Genomic DNA, 16,861 nt, shown 5'->3' with positions numbered 1-16,861 from the left:
GGGCGGCCGGCCCGTCCGCCACGACGCCGACCTGTACAAGGAACGCAACACCGTCGAGCGCCTGATCAACAAGCTGAAGGCCTGGCGAGGCATCGCCACCCGCTACGACAAAACTCCTGCGAGCTACCTCGCCGGCCTCCACCTCCGCGCCGCGATGATCTGGATTAAAGACCTCACCCAGGCCACCCCTTGATCACAACCAAATACACGCCCTAGTGCCTGTCGCGCGGCGGCCGGACCAGGTCCAGACGAGCTGCAGGACGCTCAGGCCGAACATCAGGACGCCCAGCGGGATGTGCAGGGTCTTCACGTGCGCGATGCCCAGCGCCACCTGCGCCAGCGTGAGCCCCAGGAACCCGGCGGCGTACAGGGCGGGCCTGGGCGAGCCGCCGCCCGGCCGCCACGTCAGTATCGCGACGATCAGATGGAGCACCGTCACGCCGAACAGCGTGTACGCACCGGCGCTGTGCGGTGCCCCATGACCGCGCGCGGACAGCAGCAATCCGGCGGTGATCGCCTGGACGAAGACGACCATGGTCTGCGCAGTGGTCGCGGCACGCAAGAGCATGAGGTTGCCTGGCTTCGTCGTCCCCGTGGGCATGGCGTGGTTTCCCTTCTCGATCTCACCGTGGGTGAGGCTCGGGACTCGGTGTCCCGCCAGTCAGACGACGTGGCCGCCGGAAATGTGAGGTGAGGCGCCGGCCTCACGCAGCGCCGGTCTCACAGAGCGCGGTCTCACAGAGCGCGGTCTCACAGAGCGCCGGTCTCACAGAGCGCCGGTCTCACATTCGGGCGCGCTGTCTCGTCGGTCTGGTGAGGGAAGACGCGACCGAGGAAGCCGGGGACACCATGACCACCACATCCGATCCGGGCCTGGGCGCGATCATGAGCGAGCGGCGTCAGCTCATCAATCTCGCCTACCGGCTCCTCGGCTCCCTGGCCGACGCCGAGGACGTCGTGCAGGAGACGTACGCCCGCTGGTATGCCATGTCGCGGCAGCGGCAGGAGGCCATCGCGTCGCCCGGCGCCTGGCTGACGAAGGTGGCCGGGCGCATCTGCCTCGACCTGCTCGGCTCGGCACGGGCCCGGCGGGAGAGCTACGTGGGCGAATGGATCCCGGAGCCGCTGCCGGATCGGACGGAGTGGATCGACGGGCGGCGCGGCGGCACGGCCGATCCCGCCGACCGGATCACACTCGACGAGTCGGTCGACATGGCGTTCCTGGTCGTGCTCGAATCGATGACCCCGGCCGAGCGTGTCGCCTTCATCCTCCACGACGTCTTCCGCTATTCCTTCGCCGAGGTGGCCGAGATCGTCGGCCGCACACCGGCGGCATGCCGCCAGCTCGCCTCCTCCGCCCGCCGCCGCATCCGCGCGTCGCAGGCCGTCCCGGCTCCGGCAGGTCCCCGGGCCGGTCTCGTGAGGGACTTCAAGCAGGCGTGGGAGGCCAAGGACATCGACGCCCTCGTGGGCCTCCTCGACCCCCGTGCCACGATGGTCGCCGACAGCGGCGGGGTGGTCGGTGCCGCGCTCCACCCGATCGAAGGCGGCGAGCGGATCGCCCGCTACATCGTCGCCATCGCCGGCATCGCCCCCGGCCTGACGATCCTGGAGCGTACGGTCAACGGCCGGCCCGGCCTGGTGGCCCAGCTCGACGGCGTCACCGTGACGGTGGCGGCGTTCGACGCGCCGGGCGACCGGATCACGAGGATCTGGGCGGTACGCAACCCGGAGAAGCTCTGGCCCTGGACGGGCGTCTCCCCCGCGGAGGCGGGCGAGACCACGCTCACCTGAGGGGATCCGGGGAGCGGCGCGAGAGCAGCCACCGGGCCACGACCTCGCCCACGCGGGCGGGGTCCTTCTTGAACTCGTGTCCCTCCCCCGGAAGGACCACGAGTGCGACGGGTGACTTCCCGGCGGACCGTGCCCCGGCAGCGGCATATGCCGATGGGGTACGGAATCGTGGTCCGCGACCGGGTCGCGGTCAGCGATCACCGATTCGTGGGTGCCGCGTCCAGGGGAATGGTGGCGAGCAGCGCGCGGGTCTCGGCGACGACGCGGTCGGCGAAAGCGGGGTCACGGACCTGAGCGGAGCCCACCATCGGCTTGCCGTTCTCGTCGTAGTACACCCCTGTCCGATCCGACCCGTCGGTCAGCACCCCGGTGATCACCCGAGCGGCACGCTTCGGTGTGCTCCAGTATTTGATGAGGGGCGCGAGCGGCGCGGCGACATACCTCGCCAGCAACCGGACCACGGCGTTGGCGTCGCGGCCGAGGCCGGTGCCCGGATTGAAGCCCGGTTCGACCGCGTTGAAGCGCAGCCGCGGCGTCTCACGTGCGAACGCGAGCACGATGGCGAGATTGCACTGCTTGGAGGTGGCGTAGGCGTCGAAGCCGGTCTTGGACGAGCCTCCGGGCCGCCAGTGGCCGCGCACACTGGCTTCTGCCGAGATGTAGCGCCCGCCGCGGAAGCCGGCGGCGACCGCGGGCTTGCGCTGTGGATCCTCGACGCCCGAGCAGACGAACACGACGTTCGCGCCGTCGGGAAGGTGCGGAATGAGCGCCTCCGTCAGCGCGAACGGTCCGAGGTGGTTGGTCGTGAAGGCGAGGTCCCACCCCTGTGCGGTCCGGTCGGCGCGGGCCGGCATGATGCCCGCGTTGTTGAGCAGGCCGGCGATCGGAAGACCGAGCGCGAGGACCCGTGCGCCCGCGCGCCGCACGCTCGGGATATCGGAGAAGTCGCAGACCACCGAGACCGCGTGCCCCTGGGGCCGCGCGTTGATCTCGGCTTCGACCTCCGCGAGCTTGCCCGGGTCACGGCCCACCAGCACGACGGAGCCGTGCTCTGCGAGCTCGATCGCGGTGCGCCGACCGATTCCGGACGTCGGCCCGGTGATGATCCACGCCCTTGCGGGCGAGGTGCTGCGGCTGAAGTCGGGCACGTCGGTCCCTCGCTGTGGAAATCATGGAGATGGATGGAGATCAGGCGGTGGGCGCGGCGGAGGAGCCGGCCAGCACCCGCCAGATGGCCTCGAACGCGACACTGCCGCGTGCCTCGGCCTCGGCAGGCTCGCGGATCATCTCGTCGATCGTCGCCTCGGCGATCGCGTTCACCAGGGTCAGGACGAAACCGAGCGGCACGTCCTGCATCGGCCCGTTGGCCCGGCTCCGTTCCAGCAGGCCGGCGATGCCGCTGAAGGCCAGGCTCGCCGCCCGGTGGGTGTCGGCGGTGATGTCCTCCGCCACTTGAAGCTGCGCGAGCGCTCGCCGCTTGTCCGGGTTGGCCGTCGCCCAGCGCCACCACTGCGTCCACATGTGGCGGACCTGCTCACGGGGTGCGTCCCCGGCCCGGAGATCGGCGGTCGCCGCGGCGCTCATCTCCGTCTTCAGCGCGAGGAAGAGCTCGTTGAGCAGCTTCGCCTTCGTGTCGAAGTAGGTGAACAACGATCCGTTGGAGACGCCTGCCTCCTTCGCGATCGTCGCGGTGGCCGCCCCGAGTCCCTGGGACGCGATGACGCGGGTGGCCGCCCGCAGGATCGCGTTACGCCGGTCCTCACTACGTGGTCTAGGCATGACCCGAAAATATAAGAGAGTGTCTAGTCAGTCAAAAATTCGGCCATCATCGACCATGAGGCAGGCGAGACCACGCTCACCTGAGGGGATCCGGGGAGCGGCGCGAGAGCAACCAGCGCGCCACCACCTCGCCCACGCGGGCGGGGTCCTTCTTGAACTCGTGCCCCTCCCCCGGAAGGACCACGAGGCATGCGGCGTCCTTCTCATCCGGCACGCCGAACGGATCGCGGTCGCCGTTGACCACGAGCACCGGGGCCCCCGCCTGCCGCAGCTCCTCCGCCCGTGACCGTTCCGGCTTGCGCGGGGGGTGGAGCGGGAACGCGAGCGCCACCACCGCCTCGGCCCCGGCGGCGCGCGCCGTGCGGCAGGCGACCCGCGCGCCGTTGCTCCGCCCGCCCTGCACGAGCGGCAGGCCCGGGTGACGCTCGCGGAGCGCGGCGACGATCGACAGCCACGCCTCGTCCTGTTTGACCGCCGACCCGGGCGCCCGCGCGCCGCGCAGCCGGAACGGCTGGGTCACCCGTGCGACGCTTCCGCCGATCGCCAGCACCGCGTCCCGTACGGCGAGCAGGTCGGGGGCCTCCACGCCTCCCCCGGACCCGTGGGTCAGGAGCAGCAGCAGCCGGGGATCGGCCACCTCGTCCACCTCGGCCAGCGCGCGGCCGTGCGGGGTCTCGATCTCCATGCGGTGAAGGTAACGGGTCCGGCAGGAGCAGGAGGAGGCGACCCTCCGATCGGAGGATGGCAGTCACCCGATAAAGGGGCCAGAATGTCATGGTGCCGGACATCGCATCGCACCAACCGCCGCCCGGAACCGGGCACCCCATCCCTCCGCCGCAGGCGGCCCCCTCGAACCGCGAGGACCTGCGCGCCGTCATGGCGGCCCGCCGCGACCTCGGGCCGGACTACGAGGATGCCCTGGTCGACTCGTTCCTCGACAAGCTCGACGTGGAGATCGCCGCGCGGGTACGCAACGAGGTGGCGGCCCAGCTCGCCCACCAGCCGCCGCGCGGCCAGTCCAAGCACAGGGACGGAGCGGTGGGCATGGCCATCGGCTCGCTGGCCCTAGGCATCCCGCTGACCGCTATCGCGGCGCAGACCTCCGGCGCGACGGGCCTGCTCCTGGCCTGGGGCGGGATCATCGCGGTCAACCTCGCCCACGCCCTCGGCCGCCGCCACCAGCGCTGACACACACCGCGACGACCAGGGACGACCACGGGGGACGACCACGGGGGTCACCCGGCCGCGCCGGCCTCCATGGCGGGGCGCACATCGCGGCCCAGGCGCAGCAGCACCTGCTCGGCGAGCGCGGGATCGGGATGGTCGAGGCCGTAACGCCATACGGTCTCGGCGTCGGCGTCGCGGCCCCGCAGCGGCAGCGTGCGGGCCAGCAGCTCGATCGCGAGCGCGCCGGTGCCCGCGTCGGCCCCCTCCTGGCGGCTGTCCTCCACTGCCCCGGCGAACTGCGCGCACGCCATCTCCAGATGCGCCATGCCGAGCAGCACCCGCAGGCGCGCCGGATCGGCCACCGCGCTGATCGACAGCGCCTCCAGCAGGACGTCGGCGGCCCGCTCGGGCTCGCCGTCCTCCAGCAGCCGCTCGGCCATCCGCTCCACCACGACCGACAGGCCCTCGCCCGCCTCGCCGCGCTCGGGCGCGTTCTCGTCCGCGGCGAGTTCCGCGAAGATCGCGGCCGCGCCGTCGAGGTCGCCGCTTTCGGCGAGCCGGCGCGCGTGGTCGAGCCGGTCGGACCGCCGCCCGGAATCGATGGCCGTCATACAGGGGGCCTCGCATGGTCGCAGGGGATGGAAACGATCACCGCGATCTTAACGAGACCGGCCGCCGGGCGGGGCCGACATGCTCAACTGATCAGTCCTCGTACGCCTCAAGCGGCGGGCAGGAGCAGACGAGGTTGCGATCGCCGTACGCCTGGTCGATGCGGCGCACCGGCGACCAGTACTTGTCGTCCCGCAGGCCGGGCACGGGATAGGCGGCCACCGCCCGCGAGTAGGGGTGGGCCCACTCGTCGGCGGTGAGGCACCCGGCCGTGTGCGGGGCGTTGCGCAGCGGGTTGTCGGTCTTGTCGAACTCGCCCGACGCCACCTTCGCGATCTCGCCCCTGATGGCGATCATCGCGTCGGCGAAGCGGTCGAGCTCGGCCAGGTCCTCGCTCTCGGTCGGCTCGATCATGAGCGTCCCGGCGACGGGGAACGACATCGTGGGCGCGTGGAAGCCGTAGTCGATCAGCCGCTTGGCCACGTCGTCCACCGTGACGCCGGTCTCCTTGGTGATCTGGCGCAGGTCGACGATGCACTCGTGGGCGACCAGGCCGTCCCTGCCGGTGTACAGCACCGGGTAGTGCGGCGCCAGCCGCCGGGCCAGGTAGTTGGCCGACAGGATCGCCTGCTCGGTGGCCTGCCGCAGCCCGTCGCCTCCCATCATCCGGACGTACGCCCAGGAGATCGGCAGGATGCCCGCCGAGCCGTACGGCGCGGCCGACACGTGGGCCGGGAGGTGCTCGGCGAGGTGGGCCTTGACCGCCACCGGGCCGACGCCGGGACCACCGCCGCCGTGCGGGATGCAGAAGGTCTTGTGCAGGTTGAGGTGGGAGACGTCCGCGCCGAACTCGCCCAGCTTGGCCAGGCCCACCAGCGCGTTGAGGTTGGCCCCGTCGACGTACACCTGCCCGCCGGCCTCGTGCACCCGCTCGCAGATCTCGACGATCGTCTCCTCGTACACCCCATGGGTGGACGGGTAGGTCACCATGATCGCGGCGAGCGCGTCGCGATGCTTGTCGATCTTGGCGGCGAGGTCGGCCAGGTCGACGTTGCCGTTTGCGTCGCAGGCCACCACGACCACCCGCATGCCCGCCATGACGGCGCTGGCGGCGTTGGTGCCGTGCGCGGAGGACGGGATGAGGCAGACGTCGCGGCCGTCCTCGCCCCGGGAGCGGTGGTAGGACCGGATGGCCAGCAGCCCGGCGAACTCGCCCTGGGAGCCCGCGTTCGGCTGGATCGACACCCGGTCGTAGCCGGTGACCTCGGCCAGCCACCCTTCGAGCGTCGCGATCAGCTCGGCGTAGCCCTCGGCCTGCTCCGCCGGCGCGAACGGGTGGATCGAGGCGAACTCCGGCCAGGTGACCGGCTCCATCTCGGTGGTCGCGTTGAGCTTCATCGTGCAGGAGCCCAGCGGGATCATCGAGCGGTCGAGCGCGATGTCCTTGTCCTGCAGCCGCCGCAGGTAGCGCAGCATGGCCGTCTCGGACCGGTGGGTGTGGAACACCGGGTGGGTGAGGAAGCCGGAGGTCCGCTGCAGGCCGGCGGGGAGGGCGTCGGAGGTCGCCCGGTCGAGGTCCTCGACCACGAGCCCGGACGCGCCGAACGCCGCCCAGACCGCCCGCAGGTGGCCCGTGGTGGTCTTCTCGTCGCAGGCGACGCCGACGTGGTCGGCGTCGGCCAGGCGCAGGTTGACGCCCCGCTCCGCGGCGGCGGCCACGACCTCGGCGGCCCGCCCGGGCACGCGGGCGAGCACGGTGTCGAAGAACTCGTCGTGGACGACCTCCACGCCGCTCTCGCGCAGCCCGGCGGCGAGGACGGCCGCGTGGCGGTGCACCCGCTGGCCGATCCGCTTCAGGCCCTCCGGGCCGTGGTAGACGGCGTACATCGACGCCATGACGGCGAGCAGCACCTGCGCGGTGCAGATGTTGCTGGTGGCCTTCTCGCGCCGGATGTGCTGCTCGCGGGTCTGCAGGGCGAGCCGGTAGGCCGTGCTGCCGTCGGCGTCCAGCGAGACGCCGACCAGGCGGCCCGGCATCTGCCGCTGCAGGCCCTCGCGTACGGCCATGTACGCCGCGTGGGGGCCGCCGTAGCCCAGCGGGACGCCGAAGCGCTGGGAGGAGCCGACGGCGATGTCGGCGCCCTGCTCGCCCGGGGACTCCAGCAGGGTCAGCGCCAGCAGGTCGGCCGCGGCCACCAGCAGCGCCCCCTGGGCGTGCGCCCGCTCGGCGACCCCGCGGAAGGACGCCACCCGGCCGCTCGCGCCCGGATACTGGACGAGGACACCGAAGCACTCGGGCAGCTCGCCGGCGAGGTCCGACTCCACCAGCGTGATGCCGAGCGGCTCGGCGCGGGTCGCCAGCACGGCCTTGGTCTGCGGCAGCGCGTCGGCGTCCACCACGAACACGTCGGTCTTCACCTTGCTCGCCCGGCGGGCCAGCGTCATCGCCTCGGCCGCGGCCGTCGCCTCGTCGAGCAGGGACGCGCCGGCGACGGCGAGGCCGGTCAGGTCCGAGATCATGGTCTGGAAGTTCAGCAGCGCCTCGAGCCGGCCCTGCGAGATCTCCGGCTGATAGGGCGTGTACGCGGTGTACCAGCCGGGGTTCTCCAGCACGTTGCGCAGGACGACGCCCGGCGTGATCGTGTCGTAGTAGCCGAGGCCGATCATCGGGGTCAGCACCCGGTTGCGTCCGGCGAGGGCGCGCAGCTCGGCCAGTGCCTCGGCCTCCCCCACCGCCTCGGGCAGGTTCAGCGGGCCGCGCGTGCGGATGGCCTCGGGCACGGCCACGGCGACCAGGTCGGCCACCGACTCGTAGCCGACGACCTCCAGCATCCGGTCGCGGTCGGCCTCGGAGGGGCCGATGTGGCGCGTGGCGAAAGGCGGAGCGGAAAGATCGCGAAGCGTGGACCGATCGGTCATGACAGGGGCCTCCTGGCGGGTCGAGACCTGCGGCGACCGTCTCGCGCCCGGTGTGGCGCGGCGGTCGTGAAGCGGTCTCCCCCTCTGTCATCGGACCTGAGAGCTTCACCGGGCCGTCGAGCCCGGCTTTCCCCTTCGGTGAGACGCCGCCTGGCCGGCGGGCCTGCTTTTCAGAGTCGCCTCGTCCGTGCGGTACGGATGCCTGAGAGATTCCGGGGAGGTTTGCTCCTTCGGCGCCCCTGAAAGGCCAGGGGTCTCTCCCGCACGAGGTCGTCGGCCTTTCCCACTCTACCGGCTACCCGGATTCGCGCCGACGCGCACCTCTCCCGGGGCCGGGGCCCGCCCGGCGGGCGCGGCTCAGCCGGTCCTGCGGGCCTTTCTCCGGCGGGCCAGTTCGTCCGCGGGATGGTCTCCCTCCGCATCCGGAGCGGCCTCCGCGCGCTCACCCGGAAGCTCGGCCAGCGATCCCTCGACCTCCCGCCAGACCCTGCCGAGCGCGATGCCGAACACGCCCTGGCCGCCCTGCAGCAGGTCGATCACCTCGTCGGCGCTCGTGCACTCGTAGACGCTCACGCCGTCGCTCATCAAGGTGATCTGGGCCAGGTCGTTGACGCCGCGGTCGCGCAGGTGCCGTACGGCGGCGCGTATCTGCTGGAGGGAGACGCCCGTGTCCAGAAGACGTTTGACGACCTTCAGGACGAGGATGTCGCGGAAGCTGTACAGTCGCTGGGACCCGGATCCCTGGGCGGCCCTTATCGTCGGGAGCACCAGTTCGGTCCGGGCCCAGTAGTCGAGCTGCCGGTAGGTGATCCCGGCCGCCGCGCACGCCGTGGGGCCGCGGTATCCGATGCCCTGGGGCAGCGCCGCCGGCTGCTCGTCGAACAGCAGACCCTGTTCGCCGGCGCGCTCGCGCGCCGCCTGCCGAACCGGGTCGTGCTGGCCGGCCGACTTACCCTCGCCGCTGCTGACCGCCACTGCGGACCTCCGGCTTTCTCTCATCCCACGGTCTGATCTGGGGGTTCGTGAATTACAACCGTGGTTTCCCTTGCACCGTAGGACCGGGGCCATCGTCAGTCAACGACCCCGTCCGGCGCGTCGTGAAGCGTAATCTCCCGAAATCGTCCGGCACGTCAGCCCGCCCGGCCGAAGTCTTCCGGTGTGATTTTGTCCAGGAACTCGCGGAACTTCTCCACTTCGTCTTCCTGGTCGTCGGGCATGCTCACGCCCGCCTCCTGGATCACGTCCTCACTCGCGTAGATCGTCGCACCCGTACGCAACGCCAGCGCGATCGAGTCCGAAGGACGAGCGCTGACCTCCACGCCGTTGGAGAAGACCAGATCGGCGAAGAAGATTCCATCGCGAAGCGCGACGATGTTGACGGTGCGCAACCGCACCCCCAAGGCCTCAAGTACGTCACGGAACAAGTCGTGGGTCAGCGGCCGTGGCGGCGGCTCCTCCGCCTGGGCCAACGCGATAGCGGTCGCCTCGGTCATGCCTATCCAGATCGGCAGATACCGATCACCGCTCGTCTCCTTCAGGAGAACGATCGGCTGGTTGGTGGGCATCTCAACGCGAACCCCCACGACCTCCATCTGCAACACGGGCGGCTCCGTCTCAAGCGTCGCGGCATATCACCAGGCATTCAACGTAACACCCACGGAGGTGCGGATGTGCCGGTCACCGCCCCAGAACGCCGCGAACACTCCCACGCAGTAACGCATTGTGAAGTTCCTGGAGAAGTCCGGAGATCTCCCGGGCGGTCTCGTCCGCCTCGGCGATCGCCCCCGGCGCCTTGCGCCGCAGCAGCGGGGCCACCGCCTGCTCGATGAGACCGGCCTCCCGCTCCACCGCGGCGCGCACCGCCCTCAGGTGGCGCGCCTGCACGCCGAACCGCGCCAGCGCCCCCACGCTGCGCGCGATCTCCAGCGCCTCCCCGTCGTAGCGGCGCGCCACGGCGGTGACCAGACCGAAGCTCTCCATCTCGGCCAGGGTCTCCTCGTCGATGCCCGCGGCCTCGATGAGCTCCTCCCGGCTGAGACGCACGGGCGGGGCGCCGGCGGACACGTCGTGCGGGCGGGCCGCCTGCTCGTCCAGCTGATCCTTGATCACCCGGAGCGGCAGGTACTGGTCACGCTGCGCACGCAGGATGTACCGCAGACGCTCGACGTCGTTGAAGGTGAACTTGCGGTAACCCGACGGGCTCCGCTGGGGCTCGATCAGCCCCTCACCCTCCAGAAACCGGATCTTGGAGACGGTCACGTCCGGGAACTCGCCCTGCAGCAGGGCGAGCACCTCCCCGATGCTCATGAACGCCCGTACGGCCTGCGCGCTCATGACTCCTCCTCCTCACCGATCACAGCCCTCCGGGACCACGTGTGAGGAACACCAGCCGGAACTTGCCGATCTGCACCTCGTCGCCCCCCTGCAAGGGGCACTCCTCGATGCGCTCCCGGTTGACGTAGGTGCCGTTGAGGCTGCCCACGTCACGCACGGTGAACTGGCCGCCGCGCCGGTAGAACTCCACGTGCCTCCTGGACACCGTCACATCGTCCAGGAAAATGTCGCTTTCCGGGTGGCGACCCGCCGTAGTGAGGTCGCTGTCGAGCAGAAATCGGCTCCCCGCGTTCGGGCCCCGCATGACCACCAGAAGGGCCGTGCCCGGCGGCAACTGCTCGACCGAGGCCCTGTCCGGCAGAAGCGTCTGGCCCGTCTCCGCCTCAAGCGCCTCAAGAGAGATCGTCGAGGTCGTGTCGGCTGCGACGGGCGCCGGAGCGCTCAGCGGCGAACCGCATCGTGAACAGAAACGGGCATCCTCGGGGTTGGCATGACCGCACTGCGTGCAGTAGACGCTGGGCATCGAACGGCTCGGCCTCTCTCACGACTTGCTCTAGAACTGGCTCAAACTGCGAATGCCGCAACTTACGCTGATCAGGCACAAAGGTCAAGACCGCGGCTGGGCGTGGACTGACCAACGCTACAGCCAGCGGACGTTCAATGTCATCTAGCTCCGGCCGCTTGTTCGACGACATGGGCCCAGTGCTCCAGGAGGGCCTGAGCGGTGTCCATGTCGTGGCCCTCGGCCCACAGGTGGGTGACGGCCTCGGCGGGGTCGGGCAGGACCAGGGCCCAGCTCCCGTCGTCCTCCACGACGCGGACGCCGTCGGTGGTGTCGAGGCGGTGGCCCTCCGCCGCCTCGACGACCGAGCGCATCACGGTCCCCTTGTGCGCCCAGGGCGTGGGAACGGTCCGTTTGAGGAGCCTGGCCTCCGGGATGCGGGCGTCGATCTGGCTGAGCGACAGCCGGGTGCGCGCGACCAGGCCGAGCAGGCGCAGGAACACCGCCAGGCCGTCCACGGTGGGCGCGAACTCCGGGACGATGAAGCCGCCCTTCCCGTCGCCCGCGAAGATCATGTCCGGGTGCCGGGCCGCCCGCGTCAGCGTGTCGAGGCTCGTGGCCGTCCAGTCGACCTGCACGCCGTGGAAGCGGCACACCATCTCCGCCACCCGGGTGGTGGTGACCGGCAGGGCCACCCGGCCCCCCCGGCGCTCGGCCGCCACCAGGTCGAGCACCACGAGCAGCGCCCGCTCCTCGCTGATCAGCTGGCCCATCTCGTCCACGAGCGAGACCCGCTCGCCGACCGGGTCGAACCGTACGCCGAAGGCGGCCCGCGCCGAGGCCACCAGGTCCGCCAGGCGCTGCAGGTCGCGGCGGCGCTCGGCGATCGTCTCGGTGGGCGACGCGTCGTCGAGGCGGTTGTTCACGGTCAGCACGTCGACCCCGGCCCGGCCCAGCAGGCTCGGCAGCACGAGCGAGGACGTGCCGCCCGCGCAGTCGACCACGACCTTCATCTCGGCGTCCTTCACCCCGGACATGTCGATGCAGGCCAGCAGCTCCCTGGCGTACGTGTCGACGGCGCGGGCGGGGAAGGTCAGCTCGGCGATCTCGCCGGGGAAGGCGCGCCGGTATTCCTGCCGGGAGAAGACCCGCTCCAGCTTGCGCTGGGCCGCCTGGGACAGGTCGGCTCCCGTCTCGTCCATGAACACGATGTCGACGCTCTGAGGGTCGCCCGCCGTGGTGCGCACGGCGATGCCGCCCCGGACGTTCTCCCGCGAGGTGTTGAACCGGGCGACCGGCAGGGCGGCGGCCTCCAGGTCGACCACGTTGATCGCGCTGGAGTTCAGCGCGCTGATCACCGCCCGCTTGAGCGCCCGCGCCGCGCGGGAGGCGTCGCGGGAGGTGACGACCGTGTCGCCCTTGCGCAGCGTCGTGGCGTACGCGCTGGCCAGCCGTACGCACAGTTCCGGGGTGATCTCGACGTTGACCAGCCCGGAGACGCCCCGGGGGCCGAACAGGCTGCGCTGGCCGCGCGACTCCCAGATGACACTGGTGTTGACGACCGTGCCCGCCTCGATCGTCTTGAAGGGGTAGATCTTCACCCCGGAGGAGACGTACGCCTCGGACTCGATGACGCACTCGTCGCCGACGACGGCGTTCTCCTCGATCCTGGCGCCGGTCATCACGTCGGTGTTCTTGCCGATCACGCAGCCGCGCAGGTGGGCGGCCGGGCCGACGTACACGTTGTCGCTGACCACGGCCCGGTGCAGGAAGGCGCCCTCCTTGACGACGGCGTTGCTGCCGAGCACGGTGTATTCCCGCAGCTCGGCGCCCGCCTCGACCTTGGCGTAGTCGCCGATGTAGAGGGGGCCCTTGAGCACGGCCTCGGGGTCCACCGAGGCGCCCTCGGCGGCCCACACGCCCGGCGCCAGCTCGAACGCGTCGAAGTCGACCTTGACCTTGCCCTCCAGCACGTCCGCCTGCGCCTTGAGGTAGCTCTCGTGCGTGCCGACGTCCTCCCAGTAGCCCTCGGCCACGTAGCCGAACAGCCGGCAGCCGCGTTCGAGCATCCGGGGGAAGACGTCGGACGACCAGTCGACCGACTGGCCGGGGGCGATCTCGTCGAGGACCGACGGCTCCATGATGTAGATGCCGGTGTTGACCGTGTCGGAGAACACCTGGCCCCAGGTGGGCTTCTCCAGGAAGCGCTGGATGCGGCCGCTGTCGTCCACGATGATGATCCCGAACTCGAGCGGGTTGGGCACGCGCTTGAGCCCGATGGTGACCAGCGCCCGGTTCTCGCGGTGGAAGCGGAGCATGTCGGTCAGGTCGATGTCGGTGAGCGCGTCGCCGGAGATGACCAGGAAGCGGTCGTCGCGGAGCTTGTCGGCGGCGTTCTTCACGCTGCCGGCCGTTCCGAGGGGGACCTCCTCGGTGGCGTAGTGGAGGGTCATGCCCAGCTCGTCGCCGTCGCCGAAGTAGTTGCGGATCAGCGCGGCCAGGAACTGCACCGTCACCACGGTCTCGGTGAACCCGTGCCGCTTGAGCAGCCGGAGCACGTGTTCCATGATCGGCCGGTTGATGATGGGGAGCAGGGGCTTGGGCTGGTTCGCGGTCATCGGCCGCAGCCGTGTCCCCTCCCCGCCCGCCATGACGACGGCCTTCACGGGTCACCCCTTCGTTAGCTGGCGCACCTGTACGACATACAACACCCCCGCCCACCAATACAGACCAGTTCCCCAGATGGCGAAGGCCCATCCGAAGATCGCGGCAATCTCGGCGTACCATCCCTCGTGCGAGGCGAGAAACAGCAGCGGGAACGCGTACATCAGGGCGGCGGTGCCCGCCTTGCCGAGGAAGTGGACGGGCAGCGCGGGGCCATACCCGTGCCGCCGCAGCACCGGCGGGATCCACAGCATCAGCACGTCGCGCAGCGGCACCGCGAGCGCCAGCCACCAGGGGACGGCGCCGCGCAGCACCAGGCCGAGCAGGGTGGCCAGGATGTAGAGCCGGTCGGCCAGCGGGTCGATGAGCCTGCCGAGCCGGCTGATCTGGTTCCAGGCGCGGGCGAGCTTGCCGTCGAGCCAGTCGCTCACGCCGGCGAGCGCCAGCAGCGCGATCGCCCACCCGTCGGCATGGGGTCCCAGCACGAGCCAGAGGAAGACGGGGACGCCGAGCAGCCGCAGGGCGCTCAGCAGGTTGGGCACCGTCCAGATCCGGTCCTCGGCAGCGTTCACGCCCCAGACCCTACATGCCGCTCTCCCGGTCGTTCCGGGCAGGAGCCACGGGGTTGAACCCGGTGTCGACCAAGCCGAACCGGTGCGCCATCACCGCCGCCTGGGTGCGGTTGCGCAGCCCCAGCTTGTCGATGAGCGCGGCGACGTGACTCTTGACCGTCGTGACCCCGACGTGCAGCCGGTCGGCGATCTCGGCGTTGGACAGGCCGACCCCGACCAGGGTCAGCACCTGCGCCTCGCGCTCGGTGAGGCCCGGCGGAAGCGGCACCGCCTGCCGCTCGGCCGCCAGGGCCCGTTCGACGACGCGCCGCAGCACCGACGGCGCGAGCGGCGGCTCCCCCGTCGCGGCCCGCCGCACCGACTCGACCATCCGGGCGGGCGGGTCGTCCTTCACCAGGAACCCGAGCGCGCCCGCACCCAGCGCGGCGTAGAGGTTCTCGTCCTCGGAGAACGTCGTGAGCACGACGATCCGGGCGGACGGCTGGGCGGCGAGGATCCTGCGGGTGGCCTCCAGGCCGTCCACGCGCGGCATCCGCAGGTCCATCAGCACCACGTCGGGGCGGTGCCGCTCGGCCAGCCGTACGGCTTCCGCGCCGTCGGCGGCCTCGCCGCACACCTCCATGTCGCCGGCCGCCTCCAGCATCATCCGGACGCCCGCCCGCACCAGGGCCTGGTCGTCGGCGACCACGACGCGGATCACGCGAGCCTCCCGGTGACGCGGCACACCGGCCGGTTCTCGCCCGGCACCGGCAGCGAGGCGGTCAGCCGCCAGCCGCCGCCCTCGGCCGGGCCCGCGGTGACATGCCCGCCGAAGGCGCGGGCCCGCTCCCGCATGCCCGCGATGCCCTGGCCGTGCGACGGCAGCACCTCCGCGGCACGGGACGTGCCCGGGCCGTTGCGCACCTCGACCGTGAGCGCGTCCGGGCGCATCGCCACGTCGACCTCCGCCCGGGCTCCCGGACCGGCGTGTTTCAACACGTTCGTCAGCCCCTCCTGGACGATCCTCGCCGCCGAGGCCCGCACCACCAGCGGAGCCCGTTCCGCCTCGGGCGCGAGACGCAGATCCACCCGCAGGCCGGCCGTCGTCATCCGGGACACGGCGTCGCGCAGCACGTCGCCGGGGTCGGCCAGCATGTTCGCGAGCATGAGATCGGATCCGAGCGCCTCGCCGGGGTCGCGCAGCACGGACAGCAGGCCGCGCAGGTCCTCCAGCACGCGGTGGCCGGTGTCCCTGATGTCGGCCAGCGCCTCGGCCGCCGGGCCGTCCGCCCCCGCGTACTGCGCGGCGCTCGCGCGCAGCACCATCGCCCCCACGTGGTGGGCCACGATGTCGTGGACCTCGCGGGCGATCCGCTCCCGCTCGGCGAGCCGGGCGGCCCTGGCCCGCTCCGCGGAAAGTTCGGCGGCGTGCCTGGCCTGGGCCTGCCGTACGCCGACGTAGCGGCCGATCGCCACGGGCGCGGTGATCATCGTCATCAACGCCACCACCCGGAACGGAGTGATGTCGGCGGGGTCGTCCACGACCACGACCGCCGCGACCGAGCAGGTCAGGGCGTACGCCGCGGCGACCCACGGCCAGGTGGCGCGGGTCGCGAACACGCCGAGGGCCACCAGGGCGAGCAGCTGGAGGCTGCTGCCGGTCCTCGGCACGTACTGGTCGGCCGTGACCAGTGCGACGCTCTCCAGCAGCAGGACCGCGCCGGGCAGGTGCCGCACGACGCCCAGGGCGAGCCCCGCGAGCATCACCCCGAGCGCGACCGCCCACACGGGCGGCTCGCCGCTGTGCCAGTAGGGCCAGGTGGTCAGCACCGACAGCGCCACCCCGCCGCCCGCGAGCAGCAGGTCGAGCAGCGGCGCGGTGTCCTCCTTGCGGCGCCCCTCCTGACCGCGCAGGTATCGGCCGATCAGCACCGGGGCCGCGATCAGCCCGACGGAGTAGAACCAGGTGTTGCTCGTCAGCGCGACACCGGGGTCGGCGAGGTTCACGCCGGTCGCGGCGGCGGCGAGCACGGCGACCGGCGCCGTCCAGCCCCAGCCGCGCGACCGGGCCAGCACGCCCACCGAGATCGGCAGCAGGACCTGGAGGGTGTTGACGGTGAACGCGCCGAGCTGGTCGCAGATCACCAGCAGCACGGACAGATAGACGGCCACAGGACCGGGCCATCGGCGCAGCAGGCCCATCGGCAGACCGGCCAGCAGGGCGAAGCCCATCCCCACCCACACTGGGACCGGGGTGCTCCCGTCGCCCGAGAAACCCCAGGAGCCGGCGCTGACGAGCACGTCGAGCCCGGTCCCGCCGACCGCGAGGCCGATGTCGAGGGCCGAGCCGCGCGAGAGCGCGAAGGACCGGCCGGCGATGGGCCGGTCGGTGCGGGGACGCTCAATGACGGGAGGGTCGGTGGGGGGACGGTCGGTGAGAGGGCGGTCAGTGGGAGGGCGGTCAGTGAGGGAACGATCGGTGAGTGGACGGTCTGTTAGGGGGCGCCGAGCGACGAACCGGCGCGCCGAGGGCCACCGCATG

Annotated in this window: 16 protein-coding genes, 1 pseudogene and 1 riboswitch; of the genes and pseudogenes, 3 read left to right on the top strand and 14 right to left on the bottom strand. The window is 71.5% G+C overall.

What is annotated here, in order from left to right:
- Positions 1 to 193: pseudogene (locus FLX08_RS19995) on the top strand (hypothetical protein); the annotation flags it as partial.
- Here the strand turns inward: FLX08_RS19995 and FLX08_RS19990 are convergent.
- Positions 194 to 601: a hypothetical protein gene (locus tag FLX08_RS19990; RefSeq protein WP_142620390.1), complete on the bottom strand. Its 408-nt coding sequence runs from the start codon at positions 599 to 601 to the stop codon at positions 194 to 196.
- Positions 602 to 849: 248 nt separating this feature from the next.
- Between FLX08_RS19990 and sigJ the strand changes: the two genes are divergently transcribed.
- The gene (sigJ, locus tag FLX08_RS19985; RefSeq protein ID WP_142620389.1) at positions 850 to 1,794 is read left to right on the top strand and encodes an RNA polymerase sigma factor SigJ; all 945 of its coding nucleotides are present in this window, start codon (positions 850 to 852) and stop codon (positions 1,792 to 1,794) included.
- Between the two features lie 197 nt (positions 1,795 to 1,991).
- On the opposite strand, the gene FLX08_RS19975 is transcribed toward sigJ, so the two are convergent.
- The 3 genes from FLX08_RS19975 to FLX08_RS19965 form a co-directional block, all read right to left on the bottom strand.
- Positions 1,992 to 2,942, bottom strand: coding sequence for an SDR family NAD(P)-dependent oxidoreductase (locus FLX08_RS19975; protein WP_142620388.1), 951 nt, complete (start codon positions 2,940 to 2,942; stop codon positions 1,992 to 1,994).
- 40 nt (positions 2,943 to 2,982) lie between these two features.
- Positions 2,983 to 3,573 (bottom strand): TetR/AcrR family transcriptional regulator, encoded by a 591-nt coding sequence (locus FLX08_RS19970; RefSeq protein WP_142620387.1) that lies wholly within the window; start codon positions 3,571 to 3,573, stop codon positions 2,983 to 2,985.
- Between the two features lie 76 nt (positions 3,574 to 3,649).
- A complete protein-coding gene (locus FLX08_RS19965; RefSeq protein ID WP_142620386.1) occupies positions 3,650 to 4,258 on the bottom strand; it encodes an alpha/beta hydrolase family protein in 609 nt (202 codons plus the stop codon).
- Positions 4,259 to 4,347: 89 nt separating this feature from the next.
- Between FLX08_RS19965 and FLX08_RS19960 the strand changes: the two genes are divergently transcribed.
- On the top strand, positions 4,348 to 4,761 hold the full coding sequence (locus FLX08_RS19960) for a hypothetical protein (protein WP_167530490.1): 414 nt from the start codon (positions 4,348 to 4,350) through the stop codon (positions 4,759 to 4,761).
- Between the two features lie 47 nt (positions 4,762 to 4,808).
- Here FLX08_RS19960 and FLX08_RS19955 read toward each other — a convergent pair whose 3' ends face one another.
- The 10 genes from FLX08_RS19955 to FLX08_RS19910 all read right to left on the bottom strand — a co-directional run bounded on the left by FLX08_RS19955 (position 4,809) and on the right by FLX08_RS19910 (position 16,620).
- Positions 4,809 to 5,351 carry a hypothetical protein gene (locus FLX08_RS19955; protein ID WP_142620384.1) on the bottom strand — a complete coding sequence of 181 codons (543 nt, stop codon included), beginning with the start codon at positions 5,349 to 5,351 and terminating at the stop codon, positions 4,809 to 4,811.
- 91 nt (positions 5,352 to 5,442) lie between these two features.
- Positions 5,443 to 8,268 (bottom strand): aminomethyl-transferring glycine dehydrogenase, encoded by a 2,826-nt coding sequence (gene gcvP, locus FLX08_RS19950; RefSeq protein ID WP_142620383.1) that lies wholly within the window; start codon positions 8,266 to 8,268, stop codon positions 5,443 to 5,445.
- Positions 8,269 to 8,448: 180 nt separating this feature from the next.
- Positions 8,449 to 8,541, bottom strand: a riboswitch (glycine riboswitch).
- An 84-nt stretch (positions 8,542 to 8,625) separates the two neighbouring features.
- On the bottom strand, positions 8,626 to 9,243 hold the full coding sequence (locus FLX08_RS19945; RefSeq protein ID WP_142620382.1) for a MerR family transcriptional regulator: 618 nt from the start codon (positions 9,241 to 9,243) through the stop codon (positions 8,626 to 8,628).
- 155 nt (positions 9,244 to 9,398) lie between these two features.
- A complete protein-coding gene (locus FLX08_RS19940) occupies positions 9,399 to 9,869 on the bottom strand; it encodes a bifunctional nuclease family protein (RefSeq protein ID WP_139577972.1) in 471 nt (156 codons plus the stop codon).
- Positions 9,870 to 9,945: 76 nt separating this feature from the next.
- Positions 9,946 to 10,602: a transcriptional regulator FtsR gene (gene ftsR / locus FLX08_RS19935; RefSeq protein ID WP_142620381.1), complete on the bottom strand. Its 657-nt coding sequence runs from the start codon at positions 10,600 to 10,602 to the stop codon at positions 9,946 to 9,948.
- 19 nt (positions 10,603 to 10,621) lie between these two features.
- Complete coding sequence (locus FLX08_RS19930) at positions 10,622 to 11,125, bottom strand: FHA domain-containing protein (protein WP_142620380.1); 504 nt, start codon at positions 11,123 to 11,125, stop codon at positions 10,622 to 10,624.
- A gap of 140 nt (positions 11,126 to 11,265) precedes the next feature.
- Positions 11,266 to 13,770 (bottom strand): mannose-1-phosphate guanyltransferase, encoded by a 2,505-nt coding sequence (locus FLX08_RS19925; RefSeq protein ID WP_142620379.1) that lies wholly within the window; start codon positions 13,768 to 13,770, stop codon positions 11,266 to 11,268.
- Positions 13,771 to 13,773: 3 nt separating this feature from the next.
- Positions 13,774 to 14,340, bottom strand: coding sequence for a cardiolipin synthase ClsA (gene clsA / locus FLX08_RS19920; protein ID WP_142620378.1), 567 nt, complete (start codon positions 14,338 to 14,340; stop codon positions 13,774 to 13,776).
- 10 nt (positions 14,341 to 14,350) lie between these two features.
- Positions 14,351 to 15,040: a response regulator gene (locus FLX08_RS19915; protein WP_142620377.1), complete on the bottom strand. Its 690-nt coding sequence runs from the start codon at positions 15,038 to 15,040 to the stop codon at positions 14,351 to 14,353.
- Positions 15,037 to 16,620, bottom strand: coding sequence for a sensor histidine kinase (locus FLX08_RS19910; RefSeq protein ID WP_244312767.1), 1,584 nt, complete (start codon positions 16,618 to 16,620; stop codon positions 15,037 to 15,039). Before FLX08_RS19910 ends, FLX08_RS19915 begins: the two co-directional genes overlap by 4 nt.
- Between the last annotated feature and the right edge of the window lie 241 nt (positions 16,621 to 16,861).

Source organism: Microbispora hainanensis (assembly GCF_006874475.1).
GTDB lineage: Bacteria > Actinomycetota > Actinomycetes > Streptosporangiales > Streptosporangiaceae > Microbispora > Microbispora hainanensis.
This window is presented reverse-complemented; position numbering and strand designations above follow the sequence as displayed.

What these genes read in the sequence shown, in the direction of transcription:
- FLX08_RS19990 (WP_142620390.1), bottom strand. Translation starts at nt 601, where the DNA reads ATGCCCACGGGGACGACGAAGCCAGGCAACCTCATGCTCTTGCGTGCC.
- sigJ (WP_142620389.1), top strand. Translation starts at nt 850, where the DNA reads ATGACCACCACATCCGATCCGGGCCTGGGCGCGATCATGAGCGAGCGG.
- FLX08_RS19970 (WP_142620387.1), bottom strand. Translation starts at nt 3,573, where the DNA reads ATGCCTAGACCACGTAGTGAGGACCGGCGTAACGCGATCCTGCGGGCG.
- FLX08_RS19965 (WP_142620386.1), bottom strand. Translation starts at nt 4,258, where the DNA reads ATGGAGATCGAGACCCCGCACGGCCGCGCGCTGGCCGAGGTGGACGAG.
- FLX08_RS19960 (WP_167530490.1), top strand. Translation starts at nt 4,348, where the DNA reads ATGGTGCCGGACATCGCATCGCACCAACCGCCGCCCGGAACCGGGCAC.
- FLX08_RS19955 (WP_142620384.1), bottom strand. Translation starts at nt 5,351, where the DNA reads ATGACGGCCATCGATTCCGGGCGGCGGTCCGACCGGCTCGACCACGCG.
- gcvP (WP_142620383.1), bottom strand. Translation starts at nt 8,268, where the DNA reads ATGACCGATCGGTCCACGCTTCGCGATCTTTCCGCTCCGCCTTTCGCC.
- ftsR (WP_142620381.1), bottom strand. Translation starts at nt 10,602, where the DNA reads ATGAGCGCGCAGGCCGTACGGGCGTTCATGAGCATCGGGGAGGTGCTC.
- FLX08_RS19930 (WP_142620380.1), bottom strand. Translation starts at nt 11,125, where the DNA reads ATGCCCAGCGTCTACTGCACGCAGTGCGGTCATGCCAACCCCGAGGAT.